The sequence below is a fragment of the Pseudomonas sp. GCEP-101 genome, from assembly GCF_025133575.1.
Classification (GTDB): Bacteria; Pseudomonadota; Gammaproteobacteria; order Pseudomonadales; family Pseudomonadaceae; genus Pseudomonas; species Pseudomonas nitroreducens_B.
The window spans coordinates 1780783-1796690 of record NZ_CP104011.1; the positions used below are offsets into that span (position 1 = coordinate 1780783).

The 15908-nt window shown below is 63.1% G+C and carries 13 protein-coding genes; 6 read left to right on the top strand and 7 right to left on the bottom strand.

All coding sequences use genetic code 11. The features are described from left to right. The first annotated feature begins 191 nt into the window (after positions 1-191). From N0B71_RS08025 to N0B71_RS08035, 3 genes are all read left to right on the top strand, one after another. Positions 192-1610: an aminotransferase gene (locus N0B71_RS08025; protein WP_259758225.1), complete on the top strand. Its 1419-nt coding sequence runs from the start codon at positions 192-194 to the stop codon at positions 1608-1610. 196 nt (positions 1611-1806) lie between these two features. Next, positions 1807-2673 (top strand): helix-turn-helix transcriptional regulator, encoded by an 867-nt coding sequence (locus N0B71_RS08030; protein ID WP_259758226.1) that lies wholly within the window; start codon positions 1807-1809, stop codon positions 2671-2673. Positions 2674-2852: 179 nt separating this feature from the next. Then, on the top strand, positions 2853-3863 hold the full coding sequence (locus tag N0B71_RS08035) for an alpha/beta fold hydrolase (RefSeq protein WP_259758227.1): 1011 nt from the start codon (positions 2853-2855) through the stop codon (positions 3861-3863). Positions 3864-4937: 1074 nt separating this feature from the next. On the opposite strand, the gene choV is transcribed toward N0B71_RS08035, so the two are convergent. The 4 genes from choV to N0B71_RS08055 form a co-directional block, all read right to left on the bottom strand. Then, entirely contained in the window at positions 4938-6116 is a 1179-nt protein-coding gene (choV, locus tag N0B71_RS08040; RefSeq protein WP_259758229.1) for a choline ABC transporter ATP-binding protein, read from the bottom strand. Between the two features lie 5 nt (positions 6117-6121). After that, the gene (gene choW / locus N0B71_RS08045) at positions 6122-6961 is read right to left on the bottom strand and encodes a choline ABC transporter permease subunit (protein ID WP_017521464.1); all 840 of its coding nucleotides are present in this window, start codon (positions 6959-6961) and stop codon (positions 6122-6124) included. A 54-nt stretch (positions 6962-7015) separates the two neighbouring features. Next, entirely contained in the window at positions 7016-7954 is a 939-nt protein-coding gene (locus N0B71_RS08050) for a choline ABC transporter substrate-binding protein (protein WP_259758230.1), read from the bottom strand. A gap of 246 nt (positions 7955-8200) precedes the next feature. Continuing rightward, the gene (locus tag N0B71_RS08055; protein ID WP_259758231.1) at positions 8201-9139 is read right to left on the bottom strand and encodes a choline ABC transporter substrate-binding protein; all 939 of its coding nucleotides are present in this window, start codon (positions 9137-9139) and stop codon (positions 8201-8203) included. A gap of 334 nt (positions 9140-9473) precedes the next feature. Here N0B71_RS08055 and N0B71_RS08060 point away from each other — a divergent pair, with 334 nt between their 5' ends. The 3 genes from N0B71_RS08060 to N0B71_RS08070 all read left to right on the top strand — a co-directional run bounded on the left by N0B71_RS08060 (position 9474) and on the right by N0B71_RS08070 (position 13961). Further along, positions 9474-10850, top strand: a complete 1377-nt coding sequence (locus tag N0B71_RS08060; RefSeq protein WP_259758232.1) for an L-serine ammonia-lyase — start codon at positions 9474-9476, stop codon at positions 10848-10850. Positions 10851-11233: 383 nt separating this feature from the next. Next, the gene (locus N0B71_RS08065) at positions 11234-12340 is read left to right on the top strand and encodes a GlxA family transcriptional regulator (protein WP_024766695.1); all 1107 of its coding nucleotides are present in this window, start codon (positions 11234-11236) and stop codon (positions 12338-12340) included. Between the two features lie 166 nt (positions 12341-12506). After that, positions 12507-13961, top strand: coding sequence for a hypothetical protein (locus tag N0B71_RS08070; protein ID WP_259758234.1), 1455 nt, complete (start codon positions 12507-12509; stop codon positions 13959-13961). Positions 13962-14207: 246 nt separating this feature from the next. On the opposite strand, the gene N0B71_RS08075 is transcribed toward N0B71_RS08070, so the two are convergent. The 3 genes from N0B71_RS08075 to N0B71_RS08085 all read right to left on the bottom strand — a co-directional run bounded on the left by N0B71_RS08075 (position 14208) and on the right by N0B71_RS08085 (position 15753). Next, positions 14208-14525: a hypothetical protein gene (locus N0B71_RS08075; RefSeq protein ID WP_259758235.1), complete on the bottom strand. Its 318-nt coding sequence runs from the start codon at positions 14523-14525 to the stop codon at positions 14208-14210. 116 nt (positions 14526-14641) lie between these two features. Next, entirely contained in the window at positions 14642-15343 is a 702-nt protein-coding gene (locus N0B71_RS08080; protein WP_259758236.1) for a hypothetical protein, read from the bottom strand. A gap of 137 nt (positions 15344-15480) precedes the next feature. After that, on the bottom strand, positions 15481-15753 hold the full coding sequence (locus N0B71_RS08085) for a hypothetical protein (RefSeq protein ID WP_259758237.1): 273 nt from the start codon (positions 15751-15753) through the stop codon (positions 15481-15483). Positions 15754-15908: the final 155 nt, after the last annotated feature.

Here is a 15908-nt window from a genome sequence, read left to right on the forward strand (position 1 = left end):
CCCTGAAGGGAGAGGGGGCAGCCCGCAGCAGCATCCTGGGAAGTCATCCTCCTGATGATTCGCAGGCAGCGGGCCCGCAATGACCGTCGTAGTCGCCGAGCGCTCCGAACGGTCCCCTCTCCCGCTTGCGGAAGAGGGTTAGGGAGAGGGCAAGGACTCGCACGACGAACCGTAATTTCGAGGTAAAGCCGATGACCACCCCAACCCCAGCCTTCTTCGCCCAGTTCAACGACGAGCAGCTGGTCGCCGCCGACAAGGCCCACTACATGCACGGCTACCACGTGTTCGACGATCACCGGGTCAACGGTGCGCTGAACATCGCTGCCGGCGAGGGCGCCTACATCTACGACACCAAGGGCAACCGCTACCTGGACGCCGTGGGCGGCATGTGGTGCACCAACATCGGCCTGGGCCGTGCGGAAATGGCCGATGCCATCGCCGAGCAGGTGCGCCAGCTGGCCTACTCCAACCCCTTCTGCGACATGGCCAACGTGAGCGCCATCGAGCTCTGCGAGAAGCTCGCCAAACTGGCGCCGGGCGACCTTGACCACGTGTTCCTCACCACCGGCGGCTCCACCGCCGTGGACACCGCCTACCGCCTGATCCAGTACTACCAGAACTGCCGCGGCAAGCATGAAAAGAAGCACATCATCAGCCGCGTCAACGCCTACCACGGCTCGACCTTCCTCACCATGTCCCTGGGCGGCAAGGTCGCCGACCACCCGGCCGAGTTCGACTTCCTCAAGGACGTCATCCACCACATCTCCTGCCCCAATCCCTATCGCGCACCGGAGGGGATGACCGAGGGCGACTTCCTCGAATTCCTGGTCAAGGAATTCGAAGACAAGATCCTCGAACTGGGCTCGGACAAGGTCGCCGCCTTTTTCGCCGAGCCGATCATGGGCTCGGGCGGCGTGATCATCCCGCCCCGGGGCTACCATCAGCGCATGTGGCAGGTGTGCCAACGGTACGACGTGCTCTACGTCGCCGACGAGGTGGTGACCTCCTTCGGCCGCCTCGGCGCCTTCTTCGCCTCCGAAGAGGTGTTCGGCATGCAGCCGGACATCATCACCACCGCCAAGGGCCTGACCTCCGGCTACCTGCCGCTGGGCGCGTGCATCTTCTCCGACCGTATCTGGAAGGTGATCGGCGAGGCCGATCAGGGCCGCTGCTTCGCCCACGGCTTCACCTACAGCGGGCACCCGGTGAGCTGCGTCTCGGCGCTGAAGAACATCGAGATCATCGAGCGTGAGAATCTACTGGAGCACGTGAAGGACGTCGGCGGCTATCTGGAGCAGCGTCTGCAGGAACTGGCCGACCTGCCGCTGGTGGGCAGCGTGCGCTGCCAGAAGCTCATGGCCTGCGTCGAGTTCGTCGCCGACAAGCGCAGCAAGGTGCTCTTCCCCGAGGCGCTGAACATCGGCGAGAAGATCCACCTGCGCGCCCAGGCCAAGGGCCTGCTGGTGCGGCCGATCGTGCACCTGAACGTGATGTCGCCGCCGCTGACCATCACCCGCGAGCAGGTCGACGAGATCGTCGATACCCTGCGCGAGTCGATCCTCGAGGCCGCCGAAGACCTTCAGCGCAGCGGTGATTACGCGGGGCATTGATGATCGATCCGAGAACCTGTTTACGATCTCGCGAGCTAGAGCAGAACAAGGCGAAATCGGTTGAGGGAGCGGAGTTTACGCGCAGTAAATGAGCATCCCGAGACCGATTTCAACGCAGTTATGCCGACGCGCAGCAGATTGGAAACAGGTTCAGAGGGTTTTGCCTACGCCCAGACAGCCCTGTAGTCTGCCGGACATGAGCGAATCCCAGGCGCTGAGCGAAACGTCCGACGCACCGGCCCTGCATGCCTGGCATGCGGGGCTGGCGCGCGCCATGGCCAGCGTCGGCGACGTCGCTTTCGTCGAGCGTCTGGCCGACGCCCTGGGCTGCCTGGTGCCAGCGGAGTCGGTGATGCTCGGCCTGGAACAGCGCGGCCAGCCGCCGCAGCCGCTGTACCAGCGCGGCATCGACCCGGAGCATCACGAAGCGCTGATCGACCGCTACTACGCCCGTGGCTACCTGCTCGACCCCTTCTGCCTGGCCATGGAAGACGGCCTCACCGAAGGCTTCTACCCGCTGGCCAACATCGCCCCGGACGATTTCTTCGCCAGCGAGTACTACAAGACCTACTACCTCAAGTTCGGCTGCACCGAGGACTGCCACTTCATCATCGACCTGGGCGAGGCGCGCAAGGTCTCGCTGTGCCTGTTCCAGGGCAGCAGCGGCGCGCGCTTCAGCGAAACCCAGCTGGACCTGCTGGCCACCGCCCTGCCGCTGGTGCGCGAGCTGGTTCGCCAGTTCGAGCGCAACGGCGGGCTGGACCTGCTGCTGGCCGGGCGCGGCGTGAGCAGCGGCGCGGCGGACGCCCAGGCGCCGCTGAACCGCCACATCCGCGCGGCCTTCATGAACTTCGGCGCCGACCGCCTCACCGAGCGCGAGCGGGAAATCGCCCACCTGCTGCTGCGCGGCCACTCGGTGAAGTCCAGCGCGCGGGTGCTGGATATCTCGCCGGAAACCGTGCGCATGCACCGCAAGCACCTCTACACCAAGCTGGCGATCAACTCCCAGGCGGAGCTGTTCTCGCTGTTTATCGACTGGTTGACCGGCGACGCCGCCGCCTGATCCCAAGCCTGTAGGAGCGAGCTTGCTCGCGAACCGGGCAGGCACGGTGTGAAGCATTCGCGAGCAAGCTCGCTCCTACGAAAAGCAAAAGCACCGATGCGGCGCGGGCTCGGAAAATCTGCCAACCTATGGCATTCCCCGCTGTCTGATCCGTGCCCCATCACCAGGAGAGCTTCCCGATGTCCCGACGCTGGCTACCCGCCTTGCTGTTGGCCGCCGCCCTGCCGCTGCACGCCGCCGAAACCAAACCCACCTACGGCCCGGAACTGGAGCGTTTCAACTACGCCTACCCGGTCGGCCATTACAGCTTCGCGTCCCAGGGCCATCACATGCACATGGCCTACCTGGACGTGAAGCCCAAGAAGCAGCCCAACGGCCGCACCGTGGTGCTGCTGCACGGCAAGAACTTCTGCGCCGGCACCTGGGAATCCACCATCGCCGCCCTGAGCGAGGCCGGCTACCGCGTGGTGGCGCCGGACCAGATCGGCTTCTGCAAGTCGACCAAGCCCGAGCGCTACCAGTACAGCTTCCAGCAACTGGCGACCAACACCCATGCGCTGCTGGAGCACCTCAAGGTCGGCAAGATCACCCTGCTGGGCCACTCCACCGGCGGCATGCTCGCCACCCGCTACGCGCTGATGTACCCGCAGCAGGTGGAGCAGCTGGCCATGGTCAACCCCATCGGCCTGGAGGACTGGAAGGCCCTGGGCGTGCCCTACCGCACCCCGGACCAGTGGTACGAGCGCGAGCTGAAGACCAGCGCCGAGAGCATCCGCCAGTACGAGCAGGCGACCTATTACGCCGGCCAGTGGAAGCCCGAGTACGACAAGTGGGTGAACATGCTCGCCGGCCTGTTCAACGGCGCCGGCCACGAGCGCGTGGCGTGGAACTCGGCGCTGCTCTACGACATGATCTTCACCCAGCCGGTGGTCTACGAATTCGGTCAGCTGAAGATGCCGACCCTGCTGCTGATCGGCACCAAGGACAACACCGCGATCGGCAAGGACCTCGCCCCGGACGCGCTGAAGGCCAAGCTGGGCAACTACGCCGAGCTGGGCAAGGCAACCGCCAAGGCCATCCCCAACGCGACCCTGGTGGAATTCGACGACCTGGGCCATGCGCCGCAGATCCAGGACCCGAAGCGCTTCCACGAGGCACTGCTCAAGGGCCTGGCGGACTTCAAGCACTGATGTCGACGCAGGGGTAGAGGCCCTTGCAGGAGCGGGCCATGCCCGCGACCCGGTCCTGCGCGGGGCTATCGCGGACGGAGTCCGCTCCTACGTTTCCTTGGCTATCGGCGCTGGGGGTTTCTTTCCCTCACCCCAGCCCTCTCCCGGAGGGAGAGGGAGCCGATTGTGCCGGCTGATGTTGCGGTTTCATCCTCCGCGAACGATCCCCTCTCCCTTTGCGCGAGGGCCAGCCGCGGCACCGGGCTGAACCTGTAGGAACGGGCCATGCCCGCGACCCGGTCCCGCGCCGGGTTATCGCGGACGAAGTCCGCTCCTGCGTTTGCTCGACTATCGGCGCTGGAGGTTCCCCTCACCCCAGCCCTCTCCCTGAGGGAGAGGGAGCCGATTGTGCCGGCTGATGCTGCCGTTTCATCCTCCGCCGAACGATCCCCTCTCCCTACGGGAGAGGGCCAGCCGCGGCCCCCGGCTGAACCTGTAGGAGCGGGCCATGCCCGCGACCCGGTCCTGCGCCGGGCTATCGCGGACGAAGTCCGCTCCTACGCTTCCTCGACTATCGGCGCAGGGGGTTCCCCTCACCCCAGCCCTCTCCCGAAGGGAGAGGGGGCCGATTGTGCCGGCTGATGCTGCCGTTTCATCCTCCGCCGAACGGTCCCCTCTCCCTCTGGAAGAAAGCCAACCGCGGCACAGGGCTGAACCTGTAGGAGCGGGCCATGCCCGCGACCCGGTTTTGCGCCGGGCTATCGCGGTCGGAGTCCGCTCCTACGCTTCCTCGACTATCGGCGCTGGGGGCTCCCCTCACCCCCACCCTCTCCCGGAGGGAGAGGGAGCCGATTGTGCCGGCTGATGCTGCCGTTTCATCCTCCGCCGAACGATCCCCTCTCCCTCTGGGAGAGGGCCAGTCGTGGCACCGGCTGTACCTGTAGGAGCGAGCTTGCTCGCGAACCGCCCAGCACTCCGAACTACCGGGAAGTCCATTCGCGAGCAAGCTCGCTCCTACAAAAGCCAAGGCTGCTGAAACAACAAAAACGCCGGCTCCCCTCGCAGGGAGCCGGCGCTTTTCATTCGGGTGGGCGATCAGCCCAGGTTCTTGCCCAGCAGCGCGTGGTACAGCTCGCTGTCGCCGAGCACGCCGACGACGCGGCTCTGCTCCTGCAGCACCAGCTTGTGGCCGGTCTGGTAGCGGATCTGCAGTGCATCGCGCATGCGGATGTTGACGTCCACCAGGGTCGGCTCGTGCTTGAGCTTTTCCACCGGGTCGCCCGGGCGCCATTGCTGCAGGTCGATGATGTTGCTGCCCTGGCGCGCGGTCTTGATCTGGTTCGTCTCGGTCAGGCCCAGCCAGCAATCGCGGCCCTGGTCGAAGCACACTTCGTCGGCCTGGCGGCGGCACTGGTCCAGGCCACGCATCAGGCTGGAGCCGCACAACACGTTGAGCGGGTTGGTGTGGGCGACGAAGGTGCGCACGTAGTCGTCCGCCGGGCTGAGCACGATTTCCTCGGGCTTGCCGTGCTGGATGATGCGGCCGTCCTTCATGATCGCGATGCGCGTGCCGATCTTCAGCGCCTCGTCCAGGTCGTGGCTGACGAAGACGATGGTCTTGTGCAACTGGCGTTGCAGCACCAGCAGTTCATCCTGCAGTTGCTGGCGGATCAGCGGGTCCAGCGCGGAGAAGGGTTCGTCCATCAGCAGGATGTCGCCATCCATCGCCAGGGCGCGGGCCAGGCCGACGCGCTGCTGCATGCCGCCGGAGAGGGAATCCGGGCGCTTGTCGCGCCATTGCGACAGGCCGACCAGCTCCAGCTTCTCGTCGATCACCTTCTTGCGCTCGTTGGCCGGGCGGCCCTGCATCTCCAGGCCGAAGCCGATGTTCTCGGCCACGGTCAGCCAGGGCATCAGCGCGAACTTCTGGAACACCATGGCGATGCGCTTGGTGCGCATGGTCTTGAGCGTCGCCGGCGAGCAGCTGGCGATGTCCACCTGCTGGCCTTCGTGCTCGATCAGCAGCTTGCCGCGGCTGACCCGGTTGAGGCCGTTGATGCAGCGCAGCAGGCTGGACTTGCCCGAGCCCGACAGGCCCATCATCACGCAGATCTCGCCGCGGTTGACGTCCAGGCAGGCATCCTCCACACCCAGTACCTGGCCGGTGCGCTTGAGGATTTCCTCGCGGCCCAGGCCCTTGTCGAGCAGCTTGAGCGCTTCCTTGGTGTGGGTGCCGAAAATCACATCCACGTGTTCGAATCGAATCGCCGACATAGTGCTTACCTCCCCCGCAGCGAACGTTGCTTGCACACCCGGTCGAGCAGGATGGCGAGCAGGACGATGGCCAGACCGGCCTCGAAGCCGAGGGAAATATCCGCCGTGTTGAGGGCGTTGACCACGGGTTTGCCGAGGCCGTCCGCACCCACCAGCGCGGCGATGACGACCATCGACAGCGACAACATGATGCATTGGGTGATCCCGGCGCCGATGCTGGGCATGGCATGCGGCAGCTCGATGCGCGTCAGCAGTTGCCAGCGCGAGCAGCCGAAGGCCTTGCCGGCGTCCATCAGTTCCGCCGGCACGTCCTGGATACCCAGGCAGGTCAGGCGGATGGGCGCGGCGATGGCGAAGATCACCGTGGAGATCAGACCCGGAACCACACCCAGGCCGAACAGGGTCAGGGTGGGGATCAGGTAGACGAAGGTGGGCACCGTCTGCATCAAGTCCAGCAGCGGCCTGAGCGCGGTATAGAACCAGGGCTTGTGCGCCGCCAGGATGCCCAGCGGCACCCCGATGGCGATACACACCACCGTGGCGAAGATCACCTGCGCCAGGGTCTCCATGGTTTCCTGCCAGTACCCCAGGTTCAGGATCAGCAGCAGCGAGGCCAGGGCGAAGGCCGCCAGGCCCCAGCTGCGCTGGATGTAGAACACCAGGAAGACCATCAGCGCGATCAACGCCAGCGGGTTGAACCAGAGCAGGCTGTTGGTGACGCCGTGGATGAGGAACTCGAGGGTGTCGGAAATCTTGTCGAACACCGACGCGCCGTGTTGCGTAAGCCAGTCGACGAAGGCGGCGATATGCTCGCCCAGCGGTAGCTTGTGGTCAGTCAGAAACATAATGCGGGCCCATCAGAAGCTTTAGGAATCGGCCAACGGCAATGACTTCGGCACTTATTTAGCGAATGCCACCTTGGCTGCCGCCAAGGCCGGTTTGCCGTCACGGGTGGTCACGCCGGCGAGCCAGGCGTCGAGCAGTTCCGGATGGTCCTTCAACCAGGCTTTGGCCGCCTCTTCGGGCTTCTTGCCCCCGTTGAGCACGGCGTCCATGAGTTTGTTTTCCATGTCCAGGGTGAAGGTCAGGTTGGTCAGCAGCTTGCCGACGTTGGAGCATTCCTGGACGTAGCCCTTGCGGACGTTGGTGTAGATGGTCGCGCCGCCGTAGTTGGGCCCGAATACGTCGTCCCCGCCTTCGAGGTACTTCATCTTGAAGCGGGTGTTCATCGGGTGCGGTTCCCAACCCAGGAACACGATCCACTGGTTGCGGCGGTCGGCGCGCCCGACCTGCGAGAGCATGCCGGCCTCGCTGGACTCCACCAGCTTGAACTTGCCCAGGTCGAACTGGTTCTTGTCGAGCATGCCCTGGACCAGGCGGTTGCCGTCGTTGCCAGGCTCAATGCCGTAGATCTTGCCGCCCAGCTTGTCGGCGTACTTGGCGATGTCGGCGAAGGACTTCAGCCCGCCGTCGTACGCGGCCTGGGTAACGGCCAGGGTGTACTTGGCGCCCTCGAGGTTGGCTTTCACCGTCTCGACCGAGCCATTGTCGGCGTAGGGCTTGATGTCGTTGGCCATGCTCGGCATCCAGTTGCCGAGGAAGACATCGAGGTCCTTGTTCGCCAGCGACTTGTAGGTCACCGGCACGGACAACATGGTTACCTTGGTGGTGTAGCCAAGCGACTCAAGCACCTGACGGGTTGTAGCGGTGGTCACGGTGATGTCGGTCCAGCCGACGTCGGAGAAGCGAACCGTGCCGCACGACTCAGGTTCAGCGGCCTGAACCACCAGCGGCGCACCTAGGGACACAGCCAGCAGCAAAGACTTGCAACCTTTCATGAGCGTACTCCTCTGCGGGGTTGGGGCGCCGGCGCTGCCCACTGGGGTTAGGGGCGCGGCGGTCTGAATTATGGGTGGGACCTTAATCACGGGCCCTTTTGTTGTCATTTCGTAAACGATCATGGAGCAGGAAAATTTCGTCGCATACCGGGTGGGTCGCATCCAGTGCAGGCGAAGTCGTATTCAGCACCAGGCATGTCGCATCCAGTGGAAAGGCCCGGTTCCAGCGACTTGCAGCGGCCCGGATCAATCCATGGCGGCGGTTTTCTGGCCCCCTGGCGACGCCGCCGATGAGCTGGGAGCGACACCCTGCAGCCAGCCGTCGAGGACCTGCGGGTTGGCTTTGAGCCAACTCTTGGCGGCCTGGCGCGGATTGCGTCGCTCGTTGAGCACCGCATCCATCAGCTGGTTCTCCATCGCCAGGTCGAATTTCAGGTTCTTCAGCAGCCGCGCCACATTCGGGCACTCCTGAAGATAGCCTGCTCTGACGTTGGTGAAGACCGTCGCGCCGCCAAAGTTGGGGCCAAAGTAGGAATCCCCTCCCTCCAGATAGTTCATCTGGATGCGGGTATTCATCGGGTGCGGCTCCCAGCCCAGGAACACGATGGGCTGCTTCAGCGCCCCGGCGCGCTTGACGTAGGCCAGCATGTCGGCCTCGCTGGACTCGACCAGCTTGAAGTCGCCCAGGCCGAAGGCCTTGTCGTTGATCATCTTCTGGATCAGCTGGTTGCCGTCGTTGCCCGGCTCGATGCCGTAGAGGCGCCCGCCCAGCTGCTCCTTGAATCTGGCGATATCGGCAAAGGTCTTCAGGCCCGCCTCGTAGGCGTAGCGCGGCACCGCCAGGGTGTACTTGGCGCCTTCGAGATTGGCGCCCACGGTTTCCACCTGGCCCTTGTCGGCGAACGGCTTGATGTCATTCGCCATGCTCGGCATCCAGTTGCCCAGGAACACGTCGATCTTCTTCTCCGACATCGCCCGGTAGGTGTCCGGCACGGACAACCGCACCACCTGCGTGCGGTAGCCCTGGTGGCTGAGCACCAGGCGGGTCACCGCGGTGGTCACGGTGATGTCGGTCCAGCCGACATCGGCGAAGCGCACCACGGCGCAGGATTCGGGTTCGGCGGCGCGCGCGGCGCCCGGTAGTACCACGGATAACACCAACAGCGACGACACAAGACTCTTCATGAGACCAGCCTCTGACTGCGGAGAACGGGGGTGGATACGGGCGAACGCTGCCGTTCGTCGGTGGCGGATCATGGAACAGCGCAGCCGCCCGCGCCTATCGACCGGTCGTGGTTCGCGGCGCTGGCGTCGTAAAGAGGCAAGCTTTCGTCGGCCCCGGAACAGGCAGCCCCGCGCCCTGCCCCGTCGGGGCGCGCGAGCGGCGTTATTGGATACGGCCGCGTCGCCGATGGACGCAGCCGGCGCCGGACTTGGGTCGATCATGGCCGGGCATCGCGGGCACAGGGACGTGCCTACTCCTCCCCTTCATGGATGCGCAGCTCGCCCGGAGTTCGGCATGGCAATCAGTGTGTTCGACCTGTTCAAGATCGGTATCGGCCCCTCCAGTTCGCACACGGTCGGCCCCATGCGCGCCGCCGCGCTGTTCGTCGGCGCCCTGCGCGAACGGCAGATGCTCGAACGCACCAGCCGCGTGGAAGTGCGCCTGTATGGCTCGCTGTCCGCCACCGGCGTGGGCCACGGCACCGACCGCGCGGTGATCATGGGCCTGATGGGCGAATGGCCGGACCGCATCGACCCGCGCGAGATCGAACCGCGCATGGCGCAACTGCGCAGCTCCGGCCAACTGCTGCTGGCCGGCAGCCGGGCGATCCCCTTCGACTGGGTGCGCGACATGCGCCTGCTCGAAGAGAACCTGCCCTACCACCCCAATGCCATGCGCCTGACCGCCATCGAAGGCGACCACGTGCTGCACAGCGACACCTACTACTCCATCGGCGGCGGCTTCGTGGTCGACGAGGAACAGGCCGCCTCCGGCAGCCTCGACACCGACAACACCGTGCTGCCCTACGATTTCGCCAGCGCCGCCGAACTGCTCATGCTCTGCCGCCGCCACAACCTGCGGATTTCCGAGCTGATGATGGCCAACGAGCGCATGTGGCGCAGCGAAACCGACATCCGCGAAGGCCTCAAGGTCATCTGGCAAGCCATGCGCGACTGCGTGAACAACGGCCTCAGCCAGGAAGGCATCCTCCCCGGCGGCCTCAACGTGCAGCGCCGCGCCGCGCGCCTGCACCGCAACCTGCAGGAAATCGGCAAGCCCAACGTCATCGGCTCGACCCTCTCCGCCATGGAATGGGTCAACCTCTTCGCCCTGGCGGTGAACGAGGAAAACGCCGCCGGCGGGCGCATGGTCACCGCGCCCACCAACGGCGCGGCCGGCATCATCCCGGCGGTGCTGCATTACTACATGCGCTTCAACCCCGACGCCAGTGACGACGACATCACCAATTACTTCCTCGCCGCCGCCGCCGTCGGCATCCTGTGCAAGAAGAACGCCTCCATCTCCGGCGCCGAGGTCGGCTGCCAGGGCGAGGTGGGCTCCGCCTGCGCCATGGCCGCGGCGGGCCTGGCCGAAGTGCTCGGCGCCACGCCCGAACAGGTGGAGAACGCCGCCGAGATCGGCCTGGAGCACAACCTGGGCCTCACCTGCGACCCGGTCGGCGGCCTCGTCCAGGTGCCCTGCATCGAGCGCAACGCCATCGCCGCGGTGAAAGCCATCAACGCCGCGCAGATGGCCCTGCGCGGCGACGGCCAGCACTTCATCAGCCTCGACCAGGTGATCCGCACCATGCGCAACACCGGCGCCGACATGCACGACAAATACAAGGAAACCTCGCGCGGCGGATTGGCCGTCAGCATCATCGAATGCTGACCCGCAATCGACCACGCGCGACCCGGCGCGCCCCCCGATGGCGCAAGCGGTACGCCCGTCCCGACACCCTGTGAGGCGTTACCGTTCCGGGCACAGTACCGCCCGTCGCGTGACCGGTGAGTGCTACCAAAAACCCCAGGCCACGATCCATGCGTATTTGCGACCTTCGAGGGGTCGCAATCCGGACCTGCAAAAACGGCATTCCCATGCCGTTTTCTTTTTTAATTGAACAGCCATTCAACCTAGGCACGGCATTTGCCTTGTTAATAGGCAGAGAGAACAGAGGAGCCGCCCGGGCCACCCCCGAGGCCGACTCCCGAACAGAACAACAAGCATAAGAAACGCCTCCAGCGAGGCGACTGTGACTAGCGTGAGGTGATCCAATGAATGCGTTCAATCCCGGAGTTCCCCCGCAAAACCGAGCTCCGCAGTCCATCGGCTTCCTGCTGCTGGACAACTTCACCCTGATCTCCCTGGCCTCCGCGGTGGAACCGCTGCGCATGGCCAACCAGCTATCCGGTCGCGAGCTCTACCGCTGGCACACCCTCAGCCTCGACGGTCGCCAGGTCTGGGCCAGCGATGGCCTGCAGATCACCCCGGACGCAGCCTGCGACAGCGCCCCGCAGATGGACACCCTGATCGTGGTCGGCGGCGTCGGCATCCAGCGCAGCGTCACCCGCGAGCACACCACCTTCCTCCAGGCCCAGGCGCGCCTGGGTCGCAAGCTCGGCGCCGTGTGCACCGGCAGCTGGGCCCTGGCCCGCGCCGGCCTGCTCGACGGCTACGACTGCTCGGTGCACTGGGAATGCCTGGCCGCCATGCAGGAAGCCTTCCCCCGCGTGGCCATGAGCACCCGCCTGTTCTCCATCGACCGTAACCGCTTCACCTCCTCCGGCGGCACCGCGCCGATGGACATGATGCTGCACCTGATCGGCCGCGAGCACGGCCGCGAACTCTCCGCGGCGATCTCCGAGATGTTCATCTACGAGCGCATCCGCAACGAGCAGGACCACCAGCGCGTGCCGCTCAAGCACATGCTCGGCACCAACCAGCCCAAGCTGCAGGAAATCGTCGCGCTGATGGAAGCCAACCTCGAGGAGCCCATCGACCTCGACGAACTGGCCGTCTACGTCAACGTCTCGCGCCGCCAGCTCGAGCGCCTATTCCAGAAGTACCTGCACTGCTCGCCGTCGCGCTACTACCTCAAGCTGCGCCTGATCCGCGCGCGCCAGCTGCTCAAGCAGACCTCGATGTCGATCATCGAAGTCGCCTCGGTGTGCGGCTTCGTCTCCACCCCGCACTTCTCCAAGTGCTACCGCGAATACTTCGGCATCCCGCCGCGCGACGAACGCCAGGGCCAGCCCATCGGCCAGCCGGTCATGGTCATGCCGATCCCGCAGGACCTGGCCCTCATGCCCAACTCCTCGGCCATCTCCGCCCTCAGCCAGGCTCAGGGCGAGTCCACCTTCGCCAGCGTGCGGGTGCTCTGACGACACCCCCGGAGCAACACGAAGGGGAGGCCACCGGCCTCCCCTTTTTCATTCCTGTGACGCATGACTCCCCATCATTCAGATTCGTCTGAATCGCAAAGCGCCCTGAATCTCGCAGTCTCCGAACGGTCGGCCCAAGCCGGCAAGCTTCGGAGCCACGAGACACATGGATACCGCCCTCGAATACCTGGCGCGGCGCACGCGGGATCTGTACCGCACGGCCATCGAACTGAACCGCTCGGCACTGACCGGCATCCAGTTGCTGCGCCAACTCGAACGCCTGCGACCAGAAATCTTCGACGTCAGCCGGCAGCTCGCCGACCTCCTTGGCGAACAGACTGAAGCGCTCGCCCAGGCGCGGGCCGACAAGGCGCAAAGGCTCATCCTCGCCCTCCACCGCCGACTGCTCAGCGGCTACTGGCACTTGCTGCGCACCCGCCGCGCCGAGCGCAAGACCGCCGCCCTGCTGATGCAACGCATGGTGCGCAGCCTCCAGGAAATCCACTTCAACTGCCTGCAGAACCAGCATCCGGCACCGCCCGGCCTGTGGCACCTGCTGCACCAGCTCTACGGGCGCGCCCTGCGGCTGGAAGTCCAGCACCTGCCCATCAGCGACGGCGAAGCCTTCGAGCCGCGCAGCCAGACCATCGCGGATGGCTACCTGCATTGCCTGCTCGTCGCCGGCTCACGGCCTTTGGAGATGCCCGCACAGAGTCTGCCGGCGCTGATCGAATCCACCCAGGTATTCGCCTCCATCGTGCACATCCGGCCGGAACAGCCGGGCGACACCTGGCGGCTCGACCGCGACAGCGACCGTCCCTTCCACGATCCGGGCGCCGCGAGCAGCAGCGGCCTATCCCTGAAGCTCGACGAGCTGCTGGACATGCTCAAGCGCTTCGTTGCCGCCAGCCAAGGCGACGCGGGTTTCGATCTCAACGTCCATCTGCTCGCCTGCTGGGGCACGACAGAGGCGGGCCCCTGGCAGGTCTGCCGAGGCATCCCGGCCCTGCTGGCCCACCTCGGCGCCGCCGAGGACACCCGCCTCGATGCCCGTCACTTCGAGCGCCAGCGACACGACAGCGACGTCTGGTCCCGGCACACCAGCGGCCGCGGCGGGCTGGACGAACTGGTCGCGCACCAGGACAACATCGAATTCAGCCTGCCCGTGCCCCATCCCGACCTTCCGCCCACCCTATCGCTGGTCCGGCCCCACACGAGCGGGCAGCATTTCAGTGGCCACTGGGAAGAGACTCCGCCACCGAGCATTGGCGAACTGCTGGGCGTCCTCCTGTCTCGCGGCGGCGCCTGGCAACTGGCACAGGTGGAAAGCCTCCGCCTGCTCGGAGGCGACCGCTATGAACTGCGTGGCACCTGGCTGTCCGTACAGCCGCGCCCGTGCCGACTCAGCCTGCGCAGCAAATTCCAGGAAAGCGCTCCCCACCACGCCCTGCTGCTCCCCGACGCGAACCCACTCCGCGTGCTCTGCCCGACACTCCCGCTGGACGCGGGCCGAAAGGTGATCGTGGAAGATCAAGGCCGCCCCTACATGGCCTTGCTGGGAGAACCGACCGGCAACACCTTCCCGCTCACACCACTGGAAGTGGCCGCCGACCTGCCTTGAAGGCAGAGCGGTACCAGGGGCGATCACAACGCATTGGGACGGAAAAAAGGGACCGGAAAAAGGGGGCAGGTTTATTTTCTGTACTCTAATTCGGACTCACCAGAAAGTTATAGAATGGAAAATAAATCTGTCCCCATGCAGTCCCCAGAACCTCAGATCGCACACAAAAAAGAGGGCAGATTTACTTTCCAAATACTGACCATGACCCTCCAAATATTTAGAGTAGAAGGATACACCCGCTTTCCCTTAATTCGCACCTTTTTCCCAATCCACAATATCTCTTCTGAGCATAAACGGAACAATTATCCACCCCATCCAAATAATAAATGACAAAAGCAGCGAGAAGAAAACATATCCACGCCCAACAATTCCAATTCGACGCGCAAGAAATAGACAGTAAACACTCACTGGGATTGACATCAAGAAAACAATTACAGAAAAGAACAATACTGCAACAAAATCCAGCTTAAAGAATATGGCAATCGAACCCCCAACGCTAAAAACTGCAAATGAGAAGCTCAAGAGAAACAAGGATACTTTATTGGCAAGAATCAACGCGCGCATAAATAACCCCAGTAAATACAGGCAATTATAGATTTTACTCCCACACTCCAACCCTGGCTCACAAGGCAGATTGTGGCTGAAAACTAAAACTTTCCACTCTTCCGCCGTCCACACGCTCAATTATAACCAAGCCGCCTTTTAGCTTTATAGCAGCCGTTGATTGCTATTGCCTTTTCATAAAACTCATTACGTCTTCCGCGATCTCTGTCTCCCTGTAAGCGATAGATTTCTGCTTGAAAATCGAGGCTGCCCCCCCAAGGCATCGCAAACCCTTCTGGAGCTTTCTCTCTGCATTCAAATTGAATTGCGGGCTGCGGGTAATATTTCTCATAAACTGCGGCTTCGCTTATTACATTTTTCAAGTTAAAAATAAAATCCTTCTGCCCCGGGAAGTCCCAACATGCATTCGAAAATATAAGAGCTGACGGCGCAAATCCGTGCGCAAAGCTTCTCTGGACCAATGGGCAAACTTTTGCTCTTGTTTCATCAATAGAATAATTAAAAAGATAGTAGAGAAGTGCCAGTCTATATTGCGCCACCGGATGTCCAAGCTCTGATGCCTGCTCTAGCAAAGGAATCGCCGATGCAATAAATCCCCCTGCTTCCTCAGATAGTTCTAAACCGCGCCTTTTGTCTTCAGCGTTGGCCTGGGGAAAATTAAATGGTACTGCTTCTAGCTTGCTATGTGCTTGCTGCAAATAAGGAATAGCTTTTTGATAAAGCTCTTCACTATGAGCATCAATACGGAATCCCTGAGCAGCGCACACGTATGGCAGAACACTTACAAATACCGCACCACATAATAAACCGGCTCGCACTTCAGGCCCCCTGAAAGAGAAAAATAAAAGAAAAAATGGGAAGATTTATTTTCTGCACTCTAATCCTGACTCTCCAGCCCGTTTTAGAGCAGGAAAAATAAATCTGTCCCCTTTCTTCTTACTGAGCGACTGAGCCTTCATCCCTTTGAGATAAATACCACCCAAGTCTTCAAGGCTGACTCGAACTCCTCAAGCTCAAGCATCGCGCTGCAGCGTTCGTCATACAGCGAGTGAAGGATTACCTGCCCAAGGGTCAACATGACCGCCCAGGCATCACGACTCCAATCGAGGCGATCGGCAGCGCCCAACTTCACTTGCCGGACTCTTGCCAAGCCTTCCTCCAGCCAAGGCACACTGGATTCGTAACCATGGCCGCCATCGTCCATCAGCAAACAAGCGAGGATATCCACACCATCGTCCGTTAGGACGTCGGAGCTGCAGGCGGGCTCACGCGCATGGTTTACGTCCGGCCAGAAAACTCTAAGAACATGTTGCTCATTGAGACCCGCTCAAGAATCAATGCATAGCGCAACAGGAAGTCGTTTATATCAATAAGCACAAGGAA

Bases quoted from the DNA above. Each gene is read 5' to 3' on its own strand.
- N0B71_RS08050 (WP_259758230.1), bottom strand. From the start codon at position 7,954: ATGAAAGGTTGCAAGTCTTTGCTGCTGGCTGTGTCCCTAGGTGCGCCG.
- N0B71_RS08075 (WP_259758235.1), bottom strand. From the start codon at position 14,525: ATGCGCGCGTTGATTCTTGCCAATAAAGTATCCTTGTTTCTCTTGAGC.
- N0B71_RS08060 (WP_259758232.1), top strand. From the start codon at position 9,474: ATGGCAATCAGTGTGTTCGACCTGTTCAAGATCGGTATCGGCCCCTCC.
- choV (WP_259758229.1), bottom strand. From the start codon at position 6,116: ATGTCGGCGATTCGATTCGAACACGTGGATGTGATTTTCGGCACCCAC.
- N0B71_RS08055 (WP_259758231.1), bottom strand. From the start codon at position 9,139: ATGAAGAGTCTTGTGTCGTCGCTGTTGGTGTTATCCGTGGTACTACCG.
- N0B71_RS08065 (WP_024766695.1), top strand. From the start codon at position 11,234: ATGAATGCGTTCAATCCCGGAGTTCCCCCGCAAAACCGAGCTCCGCAG.
- choW (WP_017521464.1), bottom strand. From the start codon at position 6,961: ATGTTTCTGACTGACCACAAGCTACCGCTGGGCGAGCATATCGCCGCC.
- N0B71_RS08035 (WP_259758227.1), top strand. From the start codon at position 2,853: ATGTCCCGACGCTGGCTACCCGCCTTGCTGTTGGCCGCCGCCCTGCCG.
- N0B71_RS08070 (WP_259758234.1), top strand. From the start codon at position 12,507: ATGGATACCGCCCTCGAATACCTGGCGCGGCGCACGCGGGATCTGTAC.
- N0B71_RS08025 (WP_259758225.1), top strand. From the start codon at position 192: ATGACCACCCCAACCCCAGCCTTCTTCGCCCAGTTCAACGACGAGCAG.
- N0B71_RS08030 (WP_259758226.1), top strand. From the start codon at position 1,807: ATGAGCGAATCCCAGGCGCTGAGCGAAACGTCCGACGCACCGGCCCTG.